The following is a 16,457-nucleotide window of genomic DNA, read 5'->3' on the forward strand; positions in this document are numbered from 1 at the left end:
TCAATCGTCTCGTCGATCTCCTCTTCGGTGAGATGTTTGACGAGCTCCTTCGACGGTCCAGGCATACTTCATACTCTCGCTCAAATATTACAAAGTTTTCGACGGTCACTAACGGCGGCCGCGGCAGCGAGGCGCAGAGCGCCTCTGGCAGCCGGCGCACGGCGCCGGCGACGAGGCTGGGGAGGCGTGAGGCTGCAGTGCCGTGCGGTCGGGTGGGACTCAAAGGGGCAGCCGCGAGGGCGAAGCACGGCGACGCAAGCACCGCAGGAACGAGCAACGCGAGTGACGAGGAGCGCAGCAAGCCGCGCGAGTCCTCGCGGCTGGGGCTTTGGAGGTGTTCACCGTCGACCCCCCATCGACGACGTATTGCCGAGCGGCTGGGGCTTTGGAGGTGGTCACCGCCGGATCGCTGTCAGCTATTTATAAGCGAGGGGCTGGGGCTTTGGAGACGTTCGCCGTGACTCCGACGGTGACGATTTATAACCAACCGACCGAACCGTCGTCTCGATCCGAGTCCCGATCTAGTCCCAGAACGACTGCGTCCGCGCGTACTCGCGCTCCTGTCTGAGCACGTCCCGGTAGAACTCGTCTTCGTCCTCGCGCAGCTTGTTGATGATCCGCGCGGCGTTGTGCGGCCCGACCCCCCGCGCCGCCAGCGCGATCACGGCGCGCTTCCCGTGCGTCTGGACGAGGCTCGCCGCCCGATGCGCCCGTTTCGTCCGCCGCTCCTGCTCCTCGTCCTTCTCGGTCGCGCGGACCGCCGTCACCGTCTCGTCGTCCCACGGGTTCAGCGCGGCGACGCGGGTCGAGCCGCAGTCGGGGCACTCCGGCCGGTCGGGGACGCGCCGGACCTTCGTCGTGCGCCGCCAGTCGGCGCAGTGGAGGCAAAACAAAATGACGCGGTCGTTTCGGATGCGCTCGCGGACCGTTTCGATCACGTCGGCGTCGGCGTTCTCCGGGACGAGGAACTCGGTCCCCGCGGAGCGCCCGGCCGTGCCGAGGGGCGTGCGCTCGCGGGCGATCTCCAGGGCCAACGATCCGTCTTGAATCGCCTCCAGGATCTCCGCCGTCTCCGCGACCGCGAGGTCGGCGTGGAACACCTCGCGGAGCGCCTCGTCGTAGACGGGCGTCCCCTCCAGCGCCGCGAGCAGGCGGTCGCCGCCGAACCGCCCCCTCCCCTCGCGGTAGCGCTTGACGGCGCCGAACTTCGCGGCGACCTGCGCGAGCGTGAACTTGAGCGCGTCCGACTTCTTCAGGGCGAGTTCGAGGTACGCCGCCAACCGGTCGGGGTCGGTCGTCTCCAACACCTCGCGGAAGGTCCCGGGGTCGACGCCGTGCGGGACCTCGAACTCGACCCGGTAGGGGTCGACGTCCATCCCGACCGACGAGCCGGCGCGCTGACCGACGAGCGCCGCGAGCAGGCGGGCGAGCGTCTCGTTGACCTCGTGGCCGAAGGCGGCGTTGACCGCGACGGTGCGGGCGCTCCCCTCGATCACGATCCGGCGGTCGGTGGGGACCGGGTGGCCGGCCTCGACGTGGTCGACGACCGGCTGCAGGGCGGCGGCGATCGTCTCCTCGTCGGCGGGGTACCGCTCCGCGAGGTCGCCCGCGACGGCCTCGGGCGTCGACCCCGCCGAGAGCGCCTCGGCGACCTCGTCCCGGATCCGTCCGACCTCCTCGGCGACGGGTTTCGGGACCGGGATCTCCCGGCCGATCCACGAGGGCACCTCCCCCGCGGGGTCGGCGATCGGCGTGACGTTCACGCGCTCCTCCTCCTCGTCGACCTCGGTGATGCGCCACATCTCGCCGCGCTGGATGAACGTCTCGCCCGGGCCGGCGAAGTTGACGACGAACCGCTCGTCTAAGGTGCCAATCTGCCGCCGCGAGGACATGTCGTACACCTCGTAGGTGGACTCGTCGGGGATCATCGAGAGGTTCGCGTAGAAGTACTGCCACGTGCCGCCCGACTTCTCTAAGGTGTCCGACTCCTCGTCGAGCCACAGCAGGCGGTTGCCGTCGAGCTCGCGCACGATCTCCTGGAACGCGGGCTCGGAGAGGTCCCGGAACGGGTAGGCGCTCGTGACCACGTCGTACGCCTCCCGGGCGTGGACCTCGCCTTCGTCCATCACGACTCCGACGATCTGGTTCGCGACCGTATCGAGGCTCCCGTGGTGGATCGCCGCCGGCTCCACGAGCTCGTCGCCGGCGCGTCGGGCGATCGCGAGCGCTTCGAGCGTGTCGTCGCCGCCCTGCGTCACGACGGTCCCCTCGGAGACGAGGTCCCGGCGGTGGCCCGCGCGCCCCACGCGCTGGAGCAGGCGGGCGACCTCTCGGGGGCTCCCGTACTGGACTACGTGGTCGACGCGCCCCACGTCGATCCCGAGCTCCATCGAGGAGGTGCAGACGAGGCCGTCCAGACCCCCCGATTTGAACCGGTCCTCCACGTCGATCCGGACGTCCTTCGAGAGCGAGCCGTGGTGGACCTCGATCTCGGTGGGGTCGGCGGCGTCTCCGCCGTCCGGGTCGCCGCGCGCCCCGTCCTTCTCCTCCCGCTCCGCGAGCGTCTTGAACCGCGAGCCGAGCGCCTCCGCGGTCTGTCGCGTGTTGACGAAGATCAGGGTCGACTCGTGGTTCGCGACGATCTCCCGGATCGTCCGGACGTGGCTCGCGGTCGTCTCGTCGACCGCCAGCTCGCCGGCGAGGGCCGCGTCGCGGTCCGTGATCGGCGGGTCGAGCACCCGCACGTCCGTCCGCGTCCCGGCGGCCACTTCGACGATCTCGAACTCGCGGTCGCCGGGGCGGTCGAGGTCTCGCTTCCCGCTGCCGACGAGGAACTTCCCGACCTCCTCGGGGGTTCCCACGGTCGCGGAGAGCCCGACCCGCTGGAAGGGCCCTGCCACGCGTCGAAGGCGTTCGAGCCCGACCGTGAGCTGGGCGCCGCGCTTCGCGGAGGCGAGCTCGTGGACCTCGTCGATCACGACGTGTGCGACGTCTTCGAGGCCGACCCGCATCTTCGAGCCCGTCAGGATCGCTTGGAGGCTCTCCGGCGTCGTGATGAGCACGTCCGGCGGGTCGTCGGCCTGCTTGCTCCGCTCGTACTGCGTGGTGTCGCCGTGGCGCACCGCGACCTCGACGCCGAGCCGGTCGCCCCACCACTCCAGCCGGTCCATCATATCGCGGTTGAGCGCCCGGAGCGGCGTGATGTAGAGGGCCGAGATGCCCTCGCGGGGCTGGTCGCCGGGCGAGTTCCGGGCGTCGACGATCGCGTCGAAGACGGGGAGCATCGCGGTCTCCGTCTTCCCGGTGCCCGTCGGGGCGAGGACGAGGGCGTTCCGCCCGGCCGCCAGCGGCGGGATCGCCTCCCGTTGCGGCTCCGTCGGCGTCGAGAAGCCCTGCTCGGAGAGCGCCGCCCGGACCTCGCTCCCAAGGTGCGCGAACGCGTCCATACCCGACGGTTCAGCCATCGATTACGTTTGGTCGCTCGGGCGATTAAGCCCGTCGCCGTGCGAGATCCGGGTCCGAGTCAGCGAGGGACGGTTCGCCGCTCCGAGCGCACAAGCGGGCGCGAGGGCGGAGCGCTCGACGCAGACGGTTTCCGCGAGAGCCCCGATCAGTCGGCGATAGCGAGTTCGACGACGAACACGCTGCCCGTCGGCTCGTTGTCCTCGACCCAGACCTCGCCGCCGTACCTGTCGACGAGCGTCTTGACGAGGTACAGTCCGACTCCCGTCCCGCCGCTCTCGAGGCCCTTCTCGCCTTCTTGGAAGATCTGTGCTTTATGTTTATCCTCGATACCGGGACCGTTGTCGGCGATCGACACGCGCACCGTGTCGTCCGAAACCCGCGTCGAAACCACGATTTCGGCCACGTCCTCGTTGTTGTGGACGACCGCGTTCGTCAGCAGGTTCCGGAACACCGCCTCCAACAGGTCGTCGGCCAACACCGTCACGTCGGGGATACCCCCGTCGAGTGAGACCGTCGCGCGATCCTGATCCGAGCGGATCTGCTCGATCTGATCGGAGAGCTCGTCGCGGAGGCTCACCCCGGACCGGTCGCTGCCGACCTGTAGCAGCACTTCGGTCACGTCCCTAGCCGTCTCCGTGATCTCCGCGGCCTGTTTCGCCGCCTCGATGACCGTCCGCGCGTACGTCCGGCTCTGGTCGTCGGAGAGCGAGTCTTCGAGCAGTTCGGTGTACGACTCGACGACCATCAGCTGGTTCCGGATGTCGTGTCGAACGACTTGGTTCAGGAGCTTGAGACTGTCACGCTGCTCTTCGACCGTCCGCTCGTACTCCTTGAGGTCGGTCACGTCGCGGGCGTATCCTAGGACGGCGTCTTCCCCCGTTTCCGGCATCTTGTAGGGGATCTTCGTCGTCTGCAGGATGCGTGTCTCGCCGTCCGCCGTCGTCAGCGTCTCCTCCCCGATCGCCTTCGGCTCGCCCGACTCGATCACCTCCAAGTCGTCCTGTCGGAACTCGGCCGAGTCGTCGACCTCGGGGATGATATCGCCCTCCGACCGCCCCTCGACCTCCTCGGGCGTCTTCCCGTACGCCTCCGCGGTCGCCTCGTTGGCCAAGAGGTACTCGCCCTCGCGGTTCTTCACGAACACCAAGTCCGGCACGAGGTCGATGATCTTCCGAAGCTCCTCGCGGGTCGCCTCGAGGGCGGTCTCGTACTCCTTCCGCTCCGTGATGTTCTGGAACAGCCCTAACGCGCCGACGACGTCTCCGGCGTCGTCGAACTTCGGATCGCCGATCCCCCTGACCCACCGGGTCCGCCCGGACGCCGTGACGATCCGCAGTTCGAGGTCGTACGACTCTCCCTCCTCGACCAGTCGGTCGAACGCCGTCTGAATGGTCTCCCGGTCGTCCGGATGGTAGAACCCGATGGCCTCCTCCAGCTCGATCGACTCCTCTACGGGCACCCCGTGGATGCGATACACCTCGTCGCTCCACGTGAGCGACTCGGCGACCAGATCGACCTCCCACCAGCCGATCGACGCGCTCTCTTGGGTTCGCTCGATGAGCGCCCGCGTGCGTTCCAGCTCCTTCTCTCGCCGCTTTTGATCGTCGATGTCGAGATGAATGCCGACCGCCCGAACCGGCTCCCCGCCGTCGTCGCGCTCGACCACCTTCCCGACGTCGCGGACCCACTTCCACTCCCCCGACGCGGTCCGCATCCGATGTTCCGTGTCGTAGTACTCCGTCTCGCCCGCCATGTGGTCTGACAGGGCGTCTTCGACCAGCCCGAGGTCCTCGGGGTGGACGCGGCGCTCCCACTCGTCGACGTGGGATCCGATCTCGTCGGCGGAATGTCCGAGCATCTGTGCCCACTGCTCGTTGAATTCGACCTCGTCGGTGGCCATGTCCCAGTCCCAGACGCCGAGTTGGGCGCCTTCGACCGCGAGTTCGAGGCGGTCTTTGAGCCGCTGGAGCGCTCGCTCCCGCTCCTTCCGTTCGGTGATATCCGTCGAGACGCCGCAGACGGCCACGATCTCCCCGTCGTCGTACACGGGGGACTTCCGGGTCAGGCGGACGCTCTCGCCCGCGGGCGTCGGGATCGTCTCCTCGACTTGGAGCTGCTCTCCGTGTTCGAGGACCCGGGTATCGTCCACCCGAGCCTGTTCCGCGGTCTCCCGCGGAAAGAGGTCCTCGTCCGTCATCCCGACGGGGTCCGCATCGACGTCGAACAGATCGCGACACGCCTGGTTCATCAGGAGATACCGCCCGTCGGCGTCTTTCAGAAACACCGCCGCCGACATCGTCTCCAACACGGTCTGGAACCGGCGGTGCGTGCGCTGGTGCTCCCGCTCCTGTTCCTTTTGTGCGGTGACGTCCCGAGCGATGCCGACGATCCGCGTTATGGTCCCGTCCTCGGTGATCGGCGTCAGCTTCGTCTGCCAGTGGCTCGTCCCGCCCGGGAACGTGAGCCGCTCCTCGTACTCGATCGTGTCGCCCCGTTCGACGCAGCGGCGGTAGTTCGCGGCGACGGCGGCGCCCTGCTCGTCGCCGAGGAGGTCCCGCGGCGTCTGACCGCGCATCGTGTCCTCGACGAACCCCGTCTGTTCCTGGTGTGCGGTGTTGTTCTGCTGGAACGTGAACTCGTAGCCGTCGTCGGTCCGCCCGACCTCGACGAGAAACACGGCGTCGTCTATCTCGCGAAAAATCGCCTCGTAAACGGTGTCGACGCCCTCCCCGGCCACGCCGAACGAGCTAGCGTCGTTGTTCGAACGTGATTTTTCGTCCATCGGTTCTCTTGATGCACATAGGATTAATAAACTGATAAGAGTGCGGATATCGGCGCCCGAACCCGGACCCTAACGGGTCGGGAGGGCGACGAAATCGACGCGCGACCGCCGGATTCGCGCTCGTCGCCTCGATCGCTGCGGTCGCTACGTCACGCCGCCCTCGCTCGTCGCGTACTCCTCGTGTGCCCCCGATTCGAGGACAGTCTCGATCTCGTCGACGACCGCCAGCACGTCGGCGAACGAGGTGTACGGCGCGGCCGGACACACGCGTACCACGTTCGGCGGCCGGAAGTCGACGACCACGCCGCGGTCGGTGAGCGCCTTACTCAGTCGCTCCGCCTCGGGGTGTTCGAGGGCCACGTGGCCGCCGCGGCCCGCGTGCTCGCGCGGAGTTCCGACCGCGACCTCCGGAAGCCGATCGTCGACGAGCGCGATCAGGAAGTCCGTGAGCGCGAGCGACTTGGCGCGCAGGCGGTCGATCCCGGCCTCTCGGAGAAGCTCCACCGAGCCCTCGAGGGGCGCGGCCGCAAGCAGCGGCGGCGTCCCGATCTGCCACGCGCCGGCGGAGCCGGCGGGGGTGTACGTCATCTTCATCTCGAACTGCGTCGCCTTCTCGTGACCCCACCACCCCGCCAGCGCGGGCGTGAGCCCGTGGTGGCGCTCGGCGACGAACAGCGCGCCGATAGCGCCCGGGCCGGCGTTGAGATACTTGTACGTGCACCACACCGCGAAGTCGACGCCGGCGTCGCCGAACGCGTGCGGGACCGCGCCCGCGGAGTGGGCCGCGTCGACGCCGGCGTACGCGCCCGCCTCGTGGGCGGCCTCGGCGGTCCGCGCGACGTCGAACAGCTGGCCGGAGCGGTACAGCGCGGTCGGCATCCACACGATCCCCACGTCGTCGTGGGTCGCCAGCGCGGCCTCGATGTCCCGGGGGTCGATCGTCCGCCCGTCGCGGCTCTCGACGACCCGGAGCTTCTCGTCGGGGTCGATCCCGCGCTGGCGCAGTTGGGCGCGGATCGCGTAGTGGTCGGAGGGGAAGTCGAGCTCGTTGACGAGGACGGCGGGGTCGGTGTCGGGGTTCCCGTTCGGCGCCCACGTCCCGTCAGCCGCCTCGAACCCCTCGCGCTCCGGACCGTTGCCCGCCAGCAGCTCGTCGAGGAAGGTGCCGATCAGCGTGTGGAGGTTCACGGTGATCGAGTTGCCGACGACGACCTCCGCGGGATCGGCGCCGACGAGCGGGGCGAGCGCGTCGCCGAGCCGCTCGCCGACCGAGAACCACGGCGGGTCGGCGTCGGTCCACCCGCCGATGAGCAGGTCGCGCCACTCCTCGACGACGCGGTCGACGCTCGCGAGGGCGGCGTCGCTCGCGGGTCCGAGGGAGTTCCCGTCCATATACAAGACGTCGTCGGGCACGCGATACCGGTCGGCGAACGCGGAGAGCGGATCGGCGTCGTCGAGGCGGGCGGCGAGGACGGCCGGGTCGGAATCGTCGAAGTCGGGCGTGTCGCCGTCGCCCGCGTCGCCGGCCAGCCCGTCGCCGGCGAGGGCGTCGCGGGCCGGAGCGTAGGGGTCGTCCATACCCGATCGGGTGTCGCCGCCGACTAATCGCTTCCGGGCCGCTGATCCCGGTTTAAAAGTGGACGCCGGGTCGCTACTCGACGATGTCGATCGCGGGCCGGCCGGGCTCGGCCTTCCGGACCACGCTCTCGTCGGCGTCCGCGGCGCGCTCGACGCGGACCGGGGCGTCGAACTCGCGCTCGATCAGCCACGAGGCCGCACGCAGCGCCTCGTACTCGTCGTCGCCCGAGAGGGTGTCTCGGAGCGCCTCGCGGTTCGCCTGCAGGTCTTGACCGTAGGAGGCCGCGTCGTCGCCCCGCTCCCGGATGTGGCTCTCCGCCATCAGCTCCGAGATCAGGTTGTCGGCGTCGCTGTCGAGCGCGATCTCCAGCGCGTCGTACTTCCAGTCGGGCGCGACGACGACGTCGATCCGCTCGGGGTCCTCGATGCCGGCGACCTCGACGATGTCGCGCACGTCCTCGCGGGTGTTGGTCACCAGTCGGCGCCGCTTCTCGACGGTCTCGCGGTCGACCGTCGCGGTCGGCCAGTCGGCCTCGACGACGAACCCGTCGCGGTCCAGCGTCGCCCACAGCTCCTCGGCGAGGTGCGGGACGACCGGCGCGAGCAGGCGCACGGCGACGTCCAGGCCGCGCTCGTAGGCCTCGGGGTCCGGGTCGGCGTGCTCCCGGTAGCTCCGGAGCGTCCCCACGAGGTCCTGCGCCTCGCGGAGCGCGACGTTGAACGTGAGGTCGTCGTACTCCGCGCCCGCGATGGCGACGGCGGCGTCGACCTCCTTGGCGACGTAGTCGTCGATCGTGTCGCGGTCGACGTCGGGGGTCGCGGCCTCCGTCTCCCCTGCCGCGTACTCCTCGATCAGGTCGCTCAGGCGCGAGAGGAACCGGTGGGTCGACCGGACGCCCTCCTCGGACCAGTCGAAGTCGCGCTCGGGCTGGGCGGCCTGCATCATGAACAGCCGGGCGGTGTCGGCGCCGTACTCGTCGACGATGCGCTGCGGGGAGACGACGTTCCCCTTCGATTTGGACATCTTCTCGCCCTCCAGCTGGACCATCCCCTGTGCCAGCAGGTTCGTGAACGGCTCGCGGTGCTCTAACCCCTCCTCGTCGGCCAACACCTTGGTGAAGAAGCGGGAGTACAGCAGGTGCATCACGGCGTGCTCGATGCCGCCGACGTACTGGTCGACCGGCATCCAGTCGTTCGCGCGGTCCAAGTCGAAGGGAGCGTCGTCGAGGTCGGGCGAGACGTACCGCAGGAAGTACCACGAGGAGTCGACGAACGTGTCCATCGTGTCTGTCTCGCGGGTCGCGGGCTCGCCGCACTCCGGGCAGGTCGTCGCCTTCCACTCCTCGGCGGCGTCGAGCGGGTTCCCGGTGGTGTTGATGAACTCCGGCAGTTCGACGGGCAGGTCCTCGTCCGGGACCGTCACCGGGCCGCAGTCGTCGCAGTGGACGACCGGGATCGGGGTGCCCCAGTAGCGCTGCCGGGAGATCCCCCAGTCACGCAGCTGGTACTGGGTGCTCTCCGCGGCGCTCTCGATGTCCGCGGTGAGCCGCTCGCGGGCCGTCTCGCTGTCGAGGCCGCTGTACTCGCCGGAGTTGATCACGACGCCGTCGTCCGTGAACGCCGCGTCGCTCACGTCGGGCGCGTCGGGGACCGTCTCGCCGTCCCAGTCGTCGGGTTCCGGCGCGACGACGGGCTCGATGTCGACGCCCATCTTCGTCGCGAAGGCGTGGTCGCGCTCGTCGTGGCCGGGCACCGCCATCAGGGCGCCAGTCCCCACGTCCGAGAGGACGAAGTCGGCGACGAAGACCGGGATCTCCTCGCCCGTGGCCGGGTTCGTGGCGGTCAGGCCGGTCGCGACGCCGTTGGGCTCGTCGCCCTCGGGGTCGGCCTCGTGGTGGACGAACTCGTGGACGGCGTCGTCCTCGGCGGCCAGCTCCTCGCTGATCGGGTGGTCCGGCGCGAGCGCGAAGAACGTCGCGCCGTGGACGGTGTCGACGCGGGTGGTGAACGCCTCGACGGGGCCGTACTCCCGCGGCTCGGTCCCCTCGCCGCGTCCGTTCGAGGCGCTTCGCGCCTCGCTGACCTCGAAGTCCAGCGTCGTCCCGTACTGCCGGCCGATCCAGTTGCGCTGCATCTGGCGCACCGAGTTGGGCCACCCCTGCAGGTCGTCGATGGCCTCCAGCAGCTCGTCGGCGTACTCGGTTATCTCCAGGAACCACTGGTCGAGTTCGCGGGCCTCGACCGGCGTGTCGCAGCGCCAACACAGCTCGGCGTCGCCCTCGACCTGCTCGTCGGCGAGGACCGTCTCGCAGGAGGGGCACCAGTTCACCTCGGCGTCGCGCCGCTCCACGAGTCCGGCGTCGGCGAAGCGGCTGAACAGCCACTGATTCCACTTGTAGTACTCCGGCGTGCAGGTGGTGATCTCCCGCTCCCAGTCGTAGCCGAACCCCATCGACCGCATCTGTCCCTTCATCGTGTCGATGCAGTCGAACGTCCAGTCGCGGGGGTTGGTGTCGCGCTCCTTGGCGGCGTTCTCGGCGGGGAGCCCGAACGCGTCCCACCCCATCGGGTGGAGCACGTCGTCGCCGCGCATCCGGCGGTACCGGGCGTACGCGTCCGTGATGGTGTAGTTGCGGACGTGGCCCATATGAAGCTTCCCGGACGGGTACGGGTACATCCCCAGCACGTACGTCGGGTCGTCGGCCTCGTCCGGCGTGTGATACACGGAGGCGTCGTCCCACGCCTCCTGCCACCGCTTCTCGACCGCAGTGTGGTCGTAACCCTCCTGAGACATCTGCTTATATACTCGTGGTCGGGTCGGCGTCGTATAGCTTTCCATCCAGTGGTGCGGCGTGGCACACCGCCTCGTGGGTAGCCGACGCCGCGCGCTGGCCGCCCGGAGGACCGTTTACGGCTTCTCCGATTCCTGCGCCTGCTCGACGCGTTTCGTCGCCTGCTCGATCCGCTTTCCGGTCGCGTTCGCGAGCCCGGGCGGGAGCTCCTCCCGAGCCGCCGCGAGCCGTTCCTCGATCCGGCCTATCCGGTCCAGCACGTTCCCGAGCTGGCGGTCGGTCCCCTCGCCGTCGCCCTCGCGGGCGCGCTCCTCGGCGCGCTCCGCGGCCTCGACCGCGGCGGCGAGGGCGCGTTCGAGCCCGTTCACCGCGTTCGACGGTCCGCCGTCGTCGCCCTCCGCGGCCGCGACCGCGACGCGCGTCTCCTCGGCCACGTCGGCGACGTAGCCGGCGAGCGAGGCCGCCCCGGTCTCGGGACGTTCGATCCGGATCGGGTCGGCTTCCTTGACGCCGTCCGAACCATCATCGTCGTCGTCATCGCCCGCCCCCGGCGGGTCCGGGTTGACGCGGTACGCGCCGACCTCGTCGTCGGCGTCGCGGACCTCGGTCGTGTACGCGCCGCCGGCGTGGACGTACACCGCGTCGCTCCCGTCGACCGCGGAGTCGTAGATCCGGCCGGCGAAGTCGTCCTCGACCGCCGTCCGGGTCAGGTCGACATCGCTCTCCGCGTCCGACAGCTCCACCTTCCGTGCGTCCTCTCGGGCGACGAGGGGGATCTCGCCCTCGACGCCCGCAGCCGTCACGGGCTCGTCGGCCGAGACGGTCAGCTCCTCGCTGTGCGGCGCCCGCCCGGCGCCGTTGACCGTCAGGCGGTGGTCGCCCTCGGGGATCCCGTTCGCGACGGCGACCCCGCCGCCGAACGTCGGGACCGCCTCGGGCTCGCTTTCGATCAGGACGAACGACTCGACGCTCGCGTCGGTCGTCGTCAGCCCCTCGCCGTCGGGGGCCTCGTCGGTCTCGGTCGCCTCCGTGACGCGGGCGACGAGCGCGTCGAGCGCCCCGGCGGCCTCGGCCCCGTACGACTCGTCGTCGGCGATCGCCTCGTACCGCTCGGCGAGCTCAGCGCGGTGGTTCCCGGCGGTGACGTCGAGCGCGGGGTTCTCGTAGCGGGGCTGCTCCCACGGGACTCCCGTCGTCGTGATGTGGCTCGCGACGGCGTCCTCGACGACCTCGGGGACGGCGAACTCGAAGCTGAGCTGCGGGCCGGTGAACGCGGCGATGTCCTCTAACTCGGCGCTCTCGACGAGCTCGTAGCCGACGACCTCGTCGACGGTCTCGTCCCCGACCGCGTCCTCGCGGTCGGCGTGTCGGAAGGCGGTCCCCGTCTCCCGGAGCGGGAGATCGGTCGGGGGCGATCGCAGGGCGTCGAGCGACCGGACCGTGAGCGCGCCGTCGACCAAGGAGTCCTCGGTGACCGACGGGAGGTCCGGGTGCTCGTAGATCGGTTCGCCCTCGTACTCCGGGACGACGAACGGGAGCCGCATCCCCTCGTCGCGGGGGAGGCCGTACGCGATCGGGATCCCGAGGAGGTCCTCGACGGTGTCGATCGTCGCGTTCGTGATGTCCGCGAGCAGCCCCTCCTCGCCGACGCGCTGGAAGCGGTCGGGGATCTCGTTGACCGAGAGGGTGCTGGAGTGCGAGCCGAGCTCGGGGAGGATCCGCGGGACTGCGTCGGGGTCCGGGTCGAGGAACTCGTTGTTCGGAACGCTCCGGGAGTGCGAGCTGGCGACGTACAGCTGGGGGTCGCCCGTGTCGAGGTCGACGAAGACGTGGAGCACCTCCCAGTCGTGCCAGTGGAAGTTCGCAGTGAACTGGTCGAACGCGGAGTAGAGCCAGAACTGGACGACCGCGAGCGAGGAGTCCTCGTACCGGATTCCGTTGTAGAAAACCGTTGGATTCGGCGGCTCGCCCGCCGCGTCGAACCGCTCGTGGTAGCCGTCGAACGCCGCGAAGCCGTCGACGACGGTCTCGCCGCCCTCCTCGACCGTGTACGGTCGCGGGTCGGTCGGGAACCACGGCTCCGCGGAGTCGAAGTACAGCGTCGGCGCGAACCGGGCCACGAGCTCGTCGAGGCGGTCCGGTTCCAGGTCGATCGTCGCGGCGTCCTCCGGTCCCGAGCCGGAACAGCCCGCGACCGCGGCGCTCCCGGCGCCCGCGAGCGCGCCGAGCACGGTCCGCCGGTCGACGGTTCGACTGTCGGACTCCTCGGTCACGCTTGCCTTCCGTCGGGCCGCACGGAGACGCGGCTCGGTCGTGTTCGCGATTCCGGAACCATTTCCCAATGCAACGAACACACCGGCGAATAAGTCTTCTGACGGCGAGATTCGCTGCCGTCGACCGAGTGCGGCCGAAGGTATTTGCGCTCGGACGCGTGACTCTCCGGCATGAACGCGAAGAAGGCCCTCTACTACGGTGCGATCGCGATGGCGATCCTGATCGGCGTCAGCGTCGTCGTCTCCGTGGTCTCGGCGATCCTGAGCCTCGTGTGGGCGGTCGTCTCCGGGGTCGTCTCGCTCGCCGTGCTCGCCGGCGTCGTCTACGTCCTTTATAAAACGGGGGCGTGGCTGTTCGGCGGCGACGACGCGAGCTACTCCGCGACCGACTCGCTCGGGAAGTCGCGGTCGTCGTCCGCCTCGTCGTCCGCCTCGTCGGCCGCCGACGCCTCGGATAGCCGACAGGATCGGCTCCGCCGGCAGTACGTCGAGGGGCAGATCAGCGAGGCGGAGTTCGAGCGCCGCATCGGCGAGGAGCTTGAGACCGAGGAGCTCGACGACATCGACCGCGAGCTGGAACGGGAGCGGTAGGCGGCGAGCGGTGGGCGGTCAGAACCGCTCGCGGAGCTCGCCGCGGAGGTCGTCGAGATCGAGGTCCTTCATCGCGAGCAGCACCAGCAGGTGGTAGACGAGGTCGGCGCTCTCGGCGGTGAGCTCGTCGAGGTCGTCGTCTTTCGCCGCGAGGATGGCCTCGGTCGACTCCTCGCCGATCTTCTCTAAGACGGCGTTCTCGCCCTTCTCGTGGGTGAAAAGCGAGGCGGTGTACGAGCCCTCGGGGAGCTCCGCCTTCCGGGACGCGATGGTGGCGAACAGCTCGTCGAGGACGGCCTCGGGCGGGGCGTCGGGGTCCTCTCGCGCGTCGGCCCCGGGGTCGCTCACGCGACCACCTCGCGCTCGGGGAAGAAGGCGAGGTCGTGGATCCGCGGGTCGTCGGTGAGCTCCGGATGGAACGCGGTGGCGACGACGGGGCCGTCGCGAACGGCCACCGGGCGGCCGTCGACGGTCGAGAGCACCGCGACGTCCGCGCCCACCTCGTCGATGGCCGGCGCGCGGATGAACACGGCGTGGAACGGATCGTCGAGCCCAGTTACCGGAATCTTCGCCTCGAAGGAGTCCTTCTGCCGGCCGAACGCGTTGCGGTCGACGGAGACGTCGACGAAGCCGAGCGGGTCGACCCGGTCGTCTTTCGCGTCCCGCGAGCAGACGATGAGTCCGGCGCAGGTGGCGAGCACGGGCTTTCCGCTCGCCACGTGCTCGCGGATCTCCGCGTCGATCCCCTCTCGGTGGATCAGCCGCGAGATGGTCGTCGACTCCCCGCCCGGCATGAGGAGCACGTCGCAGTCGGGCACGATCCCGGCGTCGCGGACCTCGACGACCTCCGCGGGCTCGTCGTGGGCGGCCGCGGCGTTCCTGACGGCGGCGGCGTGCTCGGCCACGTCGCCCTGCACGGCGATGACGCCTGCTTTCATGTGATCGACTCGGTCGGGGACGGGCAAAAAGGGCGCGCTACGGGGCGGTCAGTGGGCGGGGAGCGTTCGAACGGGGGATCGGACCGTTACGCGACGGTCAGCGAGAGGACCTGCACGAAGACGCCGAAGAGGACGCAGAACGCGAGGACGGTCTTGGGGCTCATCGAGATCGCGTTCCGGTCCTCGTTGTCGAAGTAGCGGACCAGTCCCGCACTGGACATCAGCCCGCCGGAGTTGGAACCACTGCTCATACCCGGAAGTGGTCCGCGCGTCGTTCTAAACGTTTCGTTCGCGGTCGCAGCCGCGGTCAGCGCCCCTGGGATGGCGACCTCGATTCGCCGGTCGCGTACACGAGTGGGAAACCCTTATGCGCGGTCCGACGGTAGAACCGGCCGGATAATGACTGTTCGACTGCTGGATTTTCACGCTGACTGGTGCGGCCCGTGTAAGACGCAGGACCCGATCCTGGAGGAGATCCAGGAGGACCTCGGTGACGCCTTCGAGCTCCAGAAGGTGAACGTCGACGAGGAGCAGGACGTCGCCAACCAGTACCAGGTGCGATCGCTCCCGACGCTCATCATCGAGAACGACGACGGCGTCGTGGACCGGTTCGTCGGCGTCACCCAGCGCGAGGACATCGAGGCCGCGCTCTCCGAGGCCGGCGCCTGACGCTCGGGCCGTCGCTCCGATTCGGTCGGCATGAAGCGCTTCCGACCCGCCGCCGCGTCTCGCAACCTTTTACAGCGTCGCCGCGACAGTACCCGTATGGCCAGTTTCGACGCCGCGGAACGCCGCAACCTCGACCGGCAGATCTGCATGCGCTGTAACGCCCGCAACGCCCCCGACGCGAAGCGCTGCCGCAAGTGCGGCTACAAGAACCTCCGCCCCAAGGCGAAGGAACGCCGCGCGGCCTGATCGGTCTGTTATCCGAGAGGTTCGTCGGCTCGCCCGGGTTCGTTAGCCGCGAGTGCCATCTTCCCGCCGAGCGCAGGGTGTGTTATTTATAAGCTGTAACTGTCATCGACTTGATGACTGCCTCCAACGCCCCAGCCGCTCGGCTGTACGTGACTGATAAGAGATCGGCGGCTGACGCTTTCAAAGCCCCAGCCGCGAGGCGGTCGCACGCTCGCTGCGCGCTTCAGTCGCTCACTCCGTTCGCTCCCTCCAGTGCTTGCTTCGCCTGCGACCGCCTCGCGGCTGCCCCTTTGAGTCCCACCCGCACAGCCCCGCGCCTCACGCCTCCCCAGCCTCGGCGGGCGAACCGGCGCGGGCGGAGCCGCGCCGGTCCGCCGCCTCCCTCGCACGCGCTCCTCCTGGCCGCCGATGGCGGCCACTCGGAGGCGCGCGCCGCCGCAACTGCTGATTTATCAATACTCACCGCACTCTCCGCTCGTCACCGGGCGGCTCCTCGCCCCGCGACTACCCCACCACCGCGAGCGCGAGGAGCATCCCGACGGCGGCGGCGGGCGGGATGGTGAGGTTGTCGTCGACGGCGACGCCGCGGACGATCGGCGGGAGACCGTCGGCGACCGCGGCGGGGGCGGCGCCCGCCATCGCGACGACGACGCCCGCGTCGGGGCCGAACGCGGGGACCGTGAAGGGGACGGCGAGCCCGACGCAGACGAGGAACATCGCGACCCACGCGGCGGGCCGCTTCGCCTCCGTGGCGTCGTTGTCCCCCAGTGCGCCGCTGACGGGGTCGCCGACCGACAGCATCCACATCGCGGGGATCGCGAGCGTCGGATCCAAGAGGAGGACCGCGCCGGTCATGCTCACCTGATACAGCGCGTAGCCGGCGAGCGCGTCCGTCTCGTACTCCCGCGTGAGCTTTCGGTAGAGCGGGTGATTGAGTCCGACGACGAGCCGGAGGAACTCCAGCGCGAGGACGACGGCGAGCGCGACCACGAGGAAGTAGCGCGTCTCCGTCCACGATAACCAGCCGAGCAGGTACGGGGCCGGGTAGAGCGTCCCTCCGGCGTGGACCAGCCGCCGCTCGAACTCCACCTCGGCCCGCCACTCCGCCGCCGGAAGGGGCACG

At 69.6% G+C, this 16,457-nt stretch carries 12 protein-coding genes; 3 read left to right on the forward strand and 9 right to left on the reverse strand.

The genetic code is table 11. The annotated features are described in order from the left end of the window. Positions 1–521: 521 nt before the first annotated feature. From OQF71_RS03920 to OQF71_RS03940, 5 genes are all read right to left on the reverse strand, one after another. Positions 522–3,464, reverse strand: coding sequence for a DEAD/DEAH box helicase (locus OQF71_RS03920; RefSeq protein ID WP_280585935.1), 2,943 nt, complete (start codon positions 3,462–3,464; stop codon positions 522–524). A gap of 146 nt (positions 3,465–3,610) precedes the next feature. Then, the gene (locus tag OQF71_RS03925; RefSeq protein ID WP_280585936.1) at positions 3,611–6,247 is read right to left on the reverse strand and encodes a PAS domain-containing protein; all 2,637 of its coding nucleotides are present in this window, start codon (positions 6,245–6,247) and stop codon (positions 3,611–3,613) included. A 144-nt stretch (positions 6,248–6,391) separates the two neighbouring features. Continuing rightward, entirely contained in the window at positions 6,392–7,825 is a 1,434-nt protein-coding gene (gene kynU, locus OQF71_RS03930; protein WP_280585937.1) for a kynureninase, read from the reverse strand. A gap of 73 nt (positions 7,826–7,898) precedes the next feature. After that, complete coding sequence (gene leuS, locus OQF71_RS03935) at positions 7,899–10,619, reverse strand: leucine--tRNA ligase (RefSeq protein ID WP_280585938.1); 2,721 nt, start codon at positions 10,617–10,619, stop codon at positions 7,899–7,901. A 114-nt stretch (positions 10,620–10,733) separates the two neighbouring features. Beyond that, positions 10,734–12,890 carry a hypothetical protein gene (locus OQF71_RS03940; RefSeq protein WP_280585940.1) on the reverse strand — a complete coding sequence of 719 codons (2,157 nt, stop codon included), beginning with the start codon at positions 12,888–12,890 and terminating at the stop codon, positions 10,734–10,736. 171 nt (positions 12,891–13,061) lie between these two features. Here OQF71_RS03940 and OQF71_RS03945 point away from each other — a divergent pair, with 171 nt between their 5' ends. Beyond that, positions 13,062–13,481, forward strand: coding sequence for a hypothetical protein (locus OQF71_RS03945; protein WP_280585942.1), 420 nt, complete (start codon positions 13,062–13,064; stop codon positions 13,479–13,481). Positions 13,482–13,499: 18 nt separating this feature from the next. On the opposite strand, the gene hisE is transcribed toward OQF71_RS03945, so the two are convergent. From hisE to OQF71_RS03960, 3 genes are all read right to left on the reverse strand, one after another. Continuing rightward, a complete protein-coding gene (hisE, locus tag OQF71_RS03950; RefSeq protein ID WP_280585943.1) occupies positions 13,500–13,829 on the reverse strand; it encodes a phosphoribosyl-ATP diphosphatase in 330 nt (109 codons plus the stop codon). After that, complete coding sequence (gene pdxT / locus OQF71_RS03955; protein ID WP_280585944.1) at positions 13,826–14,419, reverse strand: pyridoxal 5'-phosphate synthase glutaminase subunit PdxT; 594 nt, start codon at positions 14,417–14,419, stop codon at positions 13,826–13,828. Before pdxT ends, hisE begins: the two co-directional genes overlap by 4 nt. A gap of 86 nt (positions 14,420–14,505) precedes the next feature. After that, positions 14,506–14,670: a preprotein translocase subunit Sec61beta gene (locus tag OQF71_RS03960; protein WP_123113924.1), complete on the reverse strand. Its 165-nt coding sequence runs from the start codon at positions 14,668–14,670 to the stop codon at positions 14,506–14,508. A 148-nt stretch (positions 14,671–14,818) separates the two neighbouring features. Here OQF71_RS03960 and OQF71_RS03965 point away from each other — a divergent pair, with 148 nt between their 5' ends. Both OQF71_RS03965 and OQF71_RS03970 read left to right on the forward strand, forming a co-directional pair. After that, on the forward strand, positions 14,819–15,088 hold the full coding sequence (locus OQF71_RS03965; RefSeq protein WP_008002506.1) for a thioredoxin domain-containing protein: 270 nt from the start codon (positions 14,819–14,821) through the stop codon (positions 15,086–15,088). Between the two features lie 96 nt (positions 15,089–15,184). After that, a complete protein-coding gene (locus OQF71_RS03970; protein ID WP_267663661.1) occupies positions 15,185–15,334 on the forward strand; it encodes a 50S ribosomal protein L40e in 150 nt (49 codons plus the stop codon). Between the two features lie 504 nt (positions 15,335–15,838). Here the strand turns inward: OQF71_RS03970 and OQF71_RS03975 are convergent. Then, the gene (locus OQF71_RS03975; protein ID WP_280585948.1) at positions 15,839–16,456 is read right to left on the reverse strand and encodes a dolichol kinase; all 618 of its coding nucleotides are present in this window, start codon (positions 16,454–16,456) and stop codon (positions 15,839–15,841) included. Position 16,457: the final 1 nt, after the last annotated feature.

This window comes from Halorubrum sp. Boch-26, from assembly GCF_029889805.1.
Lineage (GTDB): Archaea > Halobacteriota > Halobacteria > Halobacteriales > Haloferacaceae > Halorubrum.

Bases quoted from the DNA above. Each gene is read 5' to 3' on its own strand.
- OQF71_RS03920 (WP_280585935.1), bottom strand. From the start codon at position 3,464: ATGGCTGAACCGTCGGGTATGGACGCGTTCGCGCACCTTGGGAGCGAG.
- OQF71_RS03925 (WP_280585936.1), bottom strand. From the start codon at position 6,247: ATGGACGAAAAATCACGTTCGAACAACGACGCTAGCTCGTTCGGCGTG.
- kynU (WP_280585937.1), bottom strand. From the start codon at position 7,825: ATGGACGACCCCTACGCTCCGGCCCGCGACGCCCTCGCCGGCGACGGG.
- leuS (WP_280585938.1), bottom strand. From the start codon at position 10,619: ATGTCTCAGGAGGGTTACGACCACACTGCGGTCGAGAAGCGGTGGCAG.
- OQF71_RS03945 (WP_280585942.1), top strand. From the start codon at position 13,062: ATGAACGCGAAGAAGGCCCTCTACTACGGTGCGATCGCGATGGCGATC.
- pdxT (WP_280585944.1), bottom strand. From the start codon at position 14,419: ATGAAAGCAGGCGTCATCGCCGTGCAGGGCGACGTGGCCGAGCACGCC.
- OQF71_RS03960 (WP_123113924.1), bottom strand. From the start codon at position 14,670: ATGAGCAGTGGTTCCAACTCCGGCGGGCTGATGTCCAGTGCGGGACTG.
- OQF71_RS03965 (WP_008002506.1), top strand. From the start codon at position 14,819: ATGACTGTTCGACTGCTGGATTTTCACGCTGACTGGTGCGGCCCGTGT.
- OQF71_RS03970 (WP_267663661.1), top strand. From the start codon at position 15,185: ATGGCCAGTTTCGACGCCGCGGAACGCCGCAACCTCGACCGGCAGATC.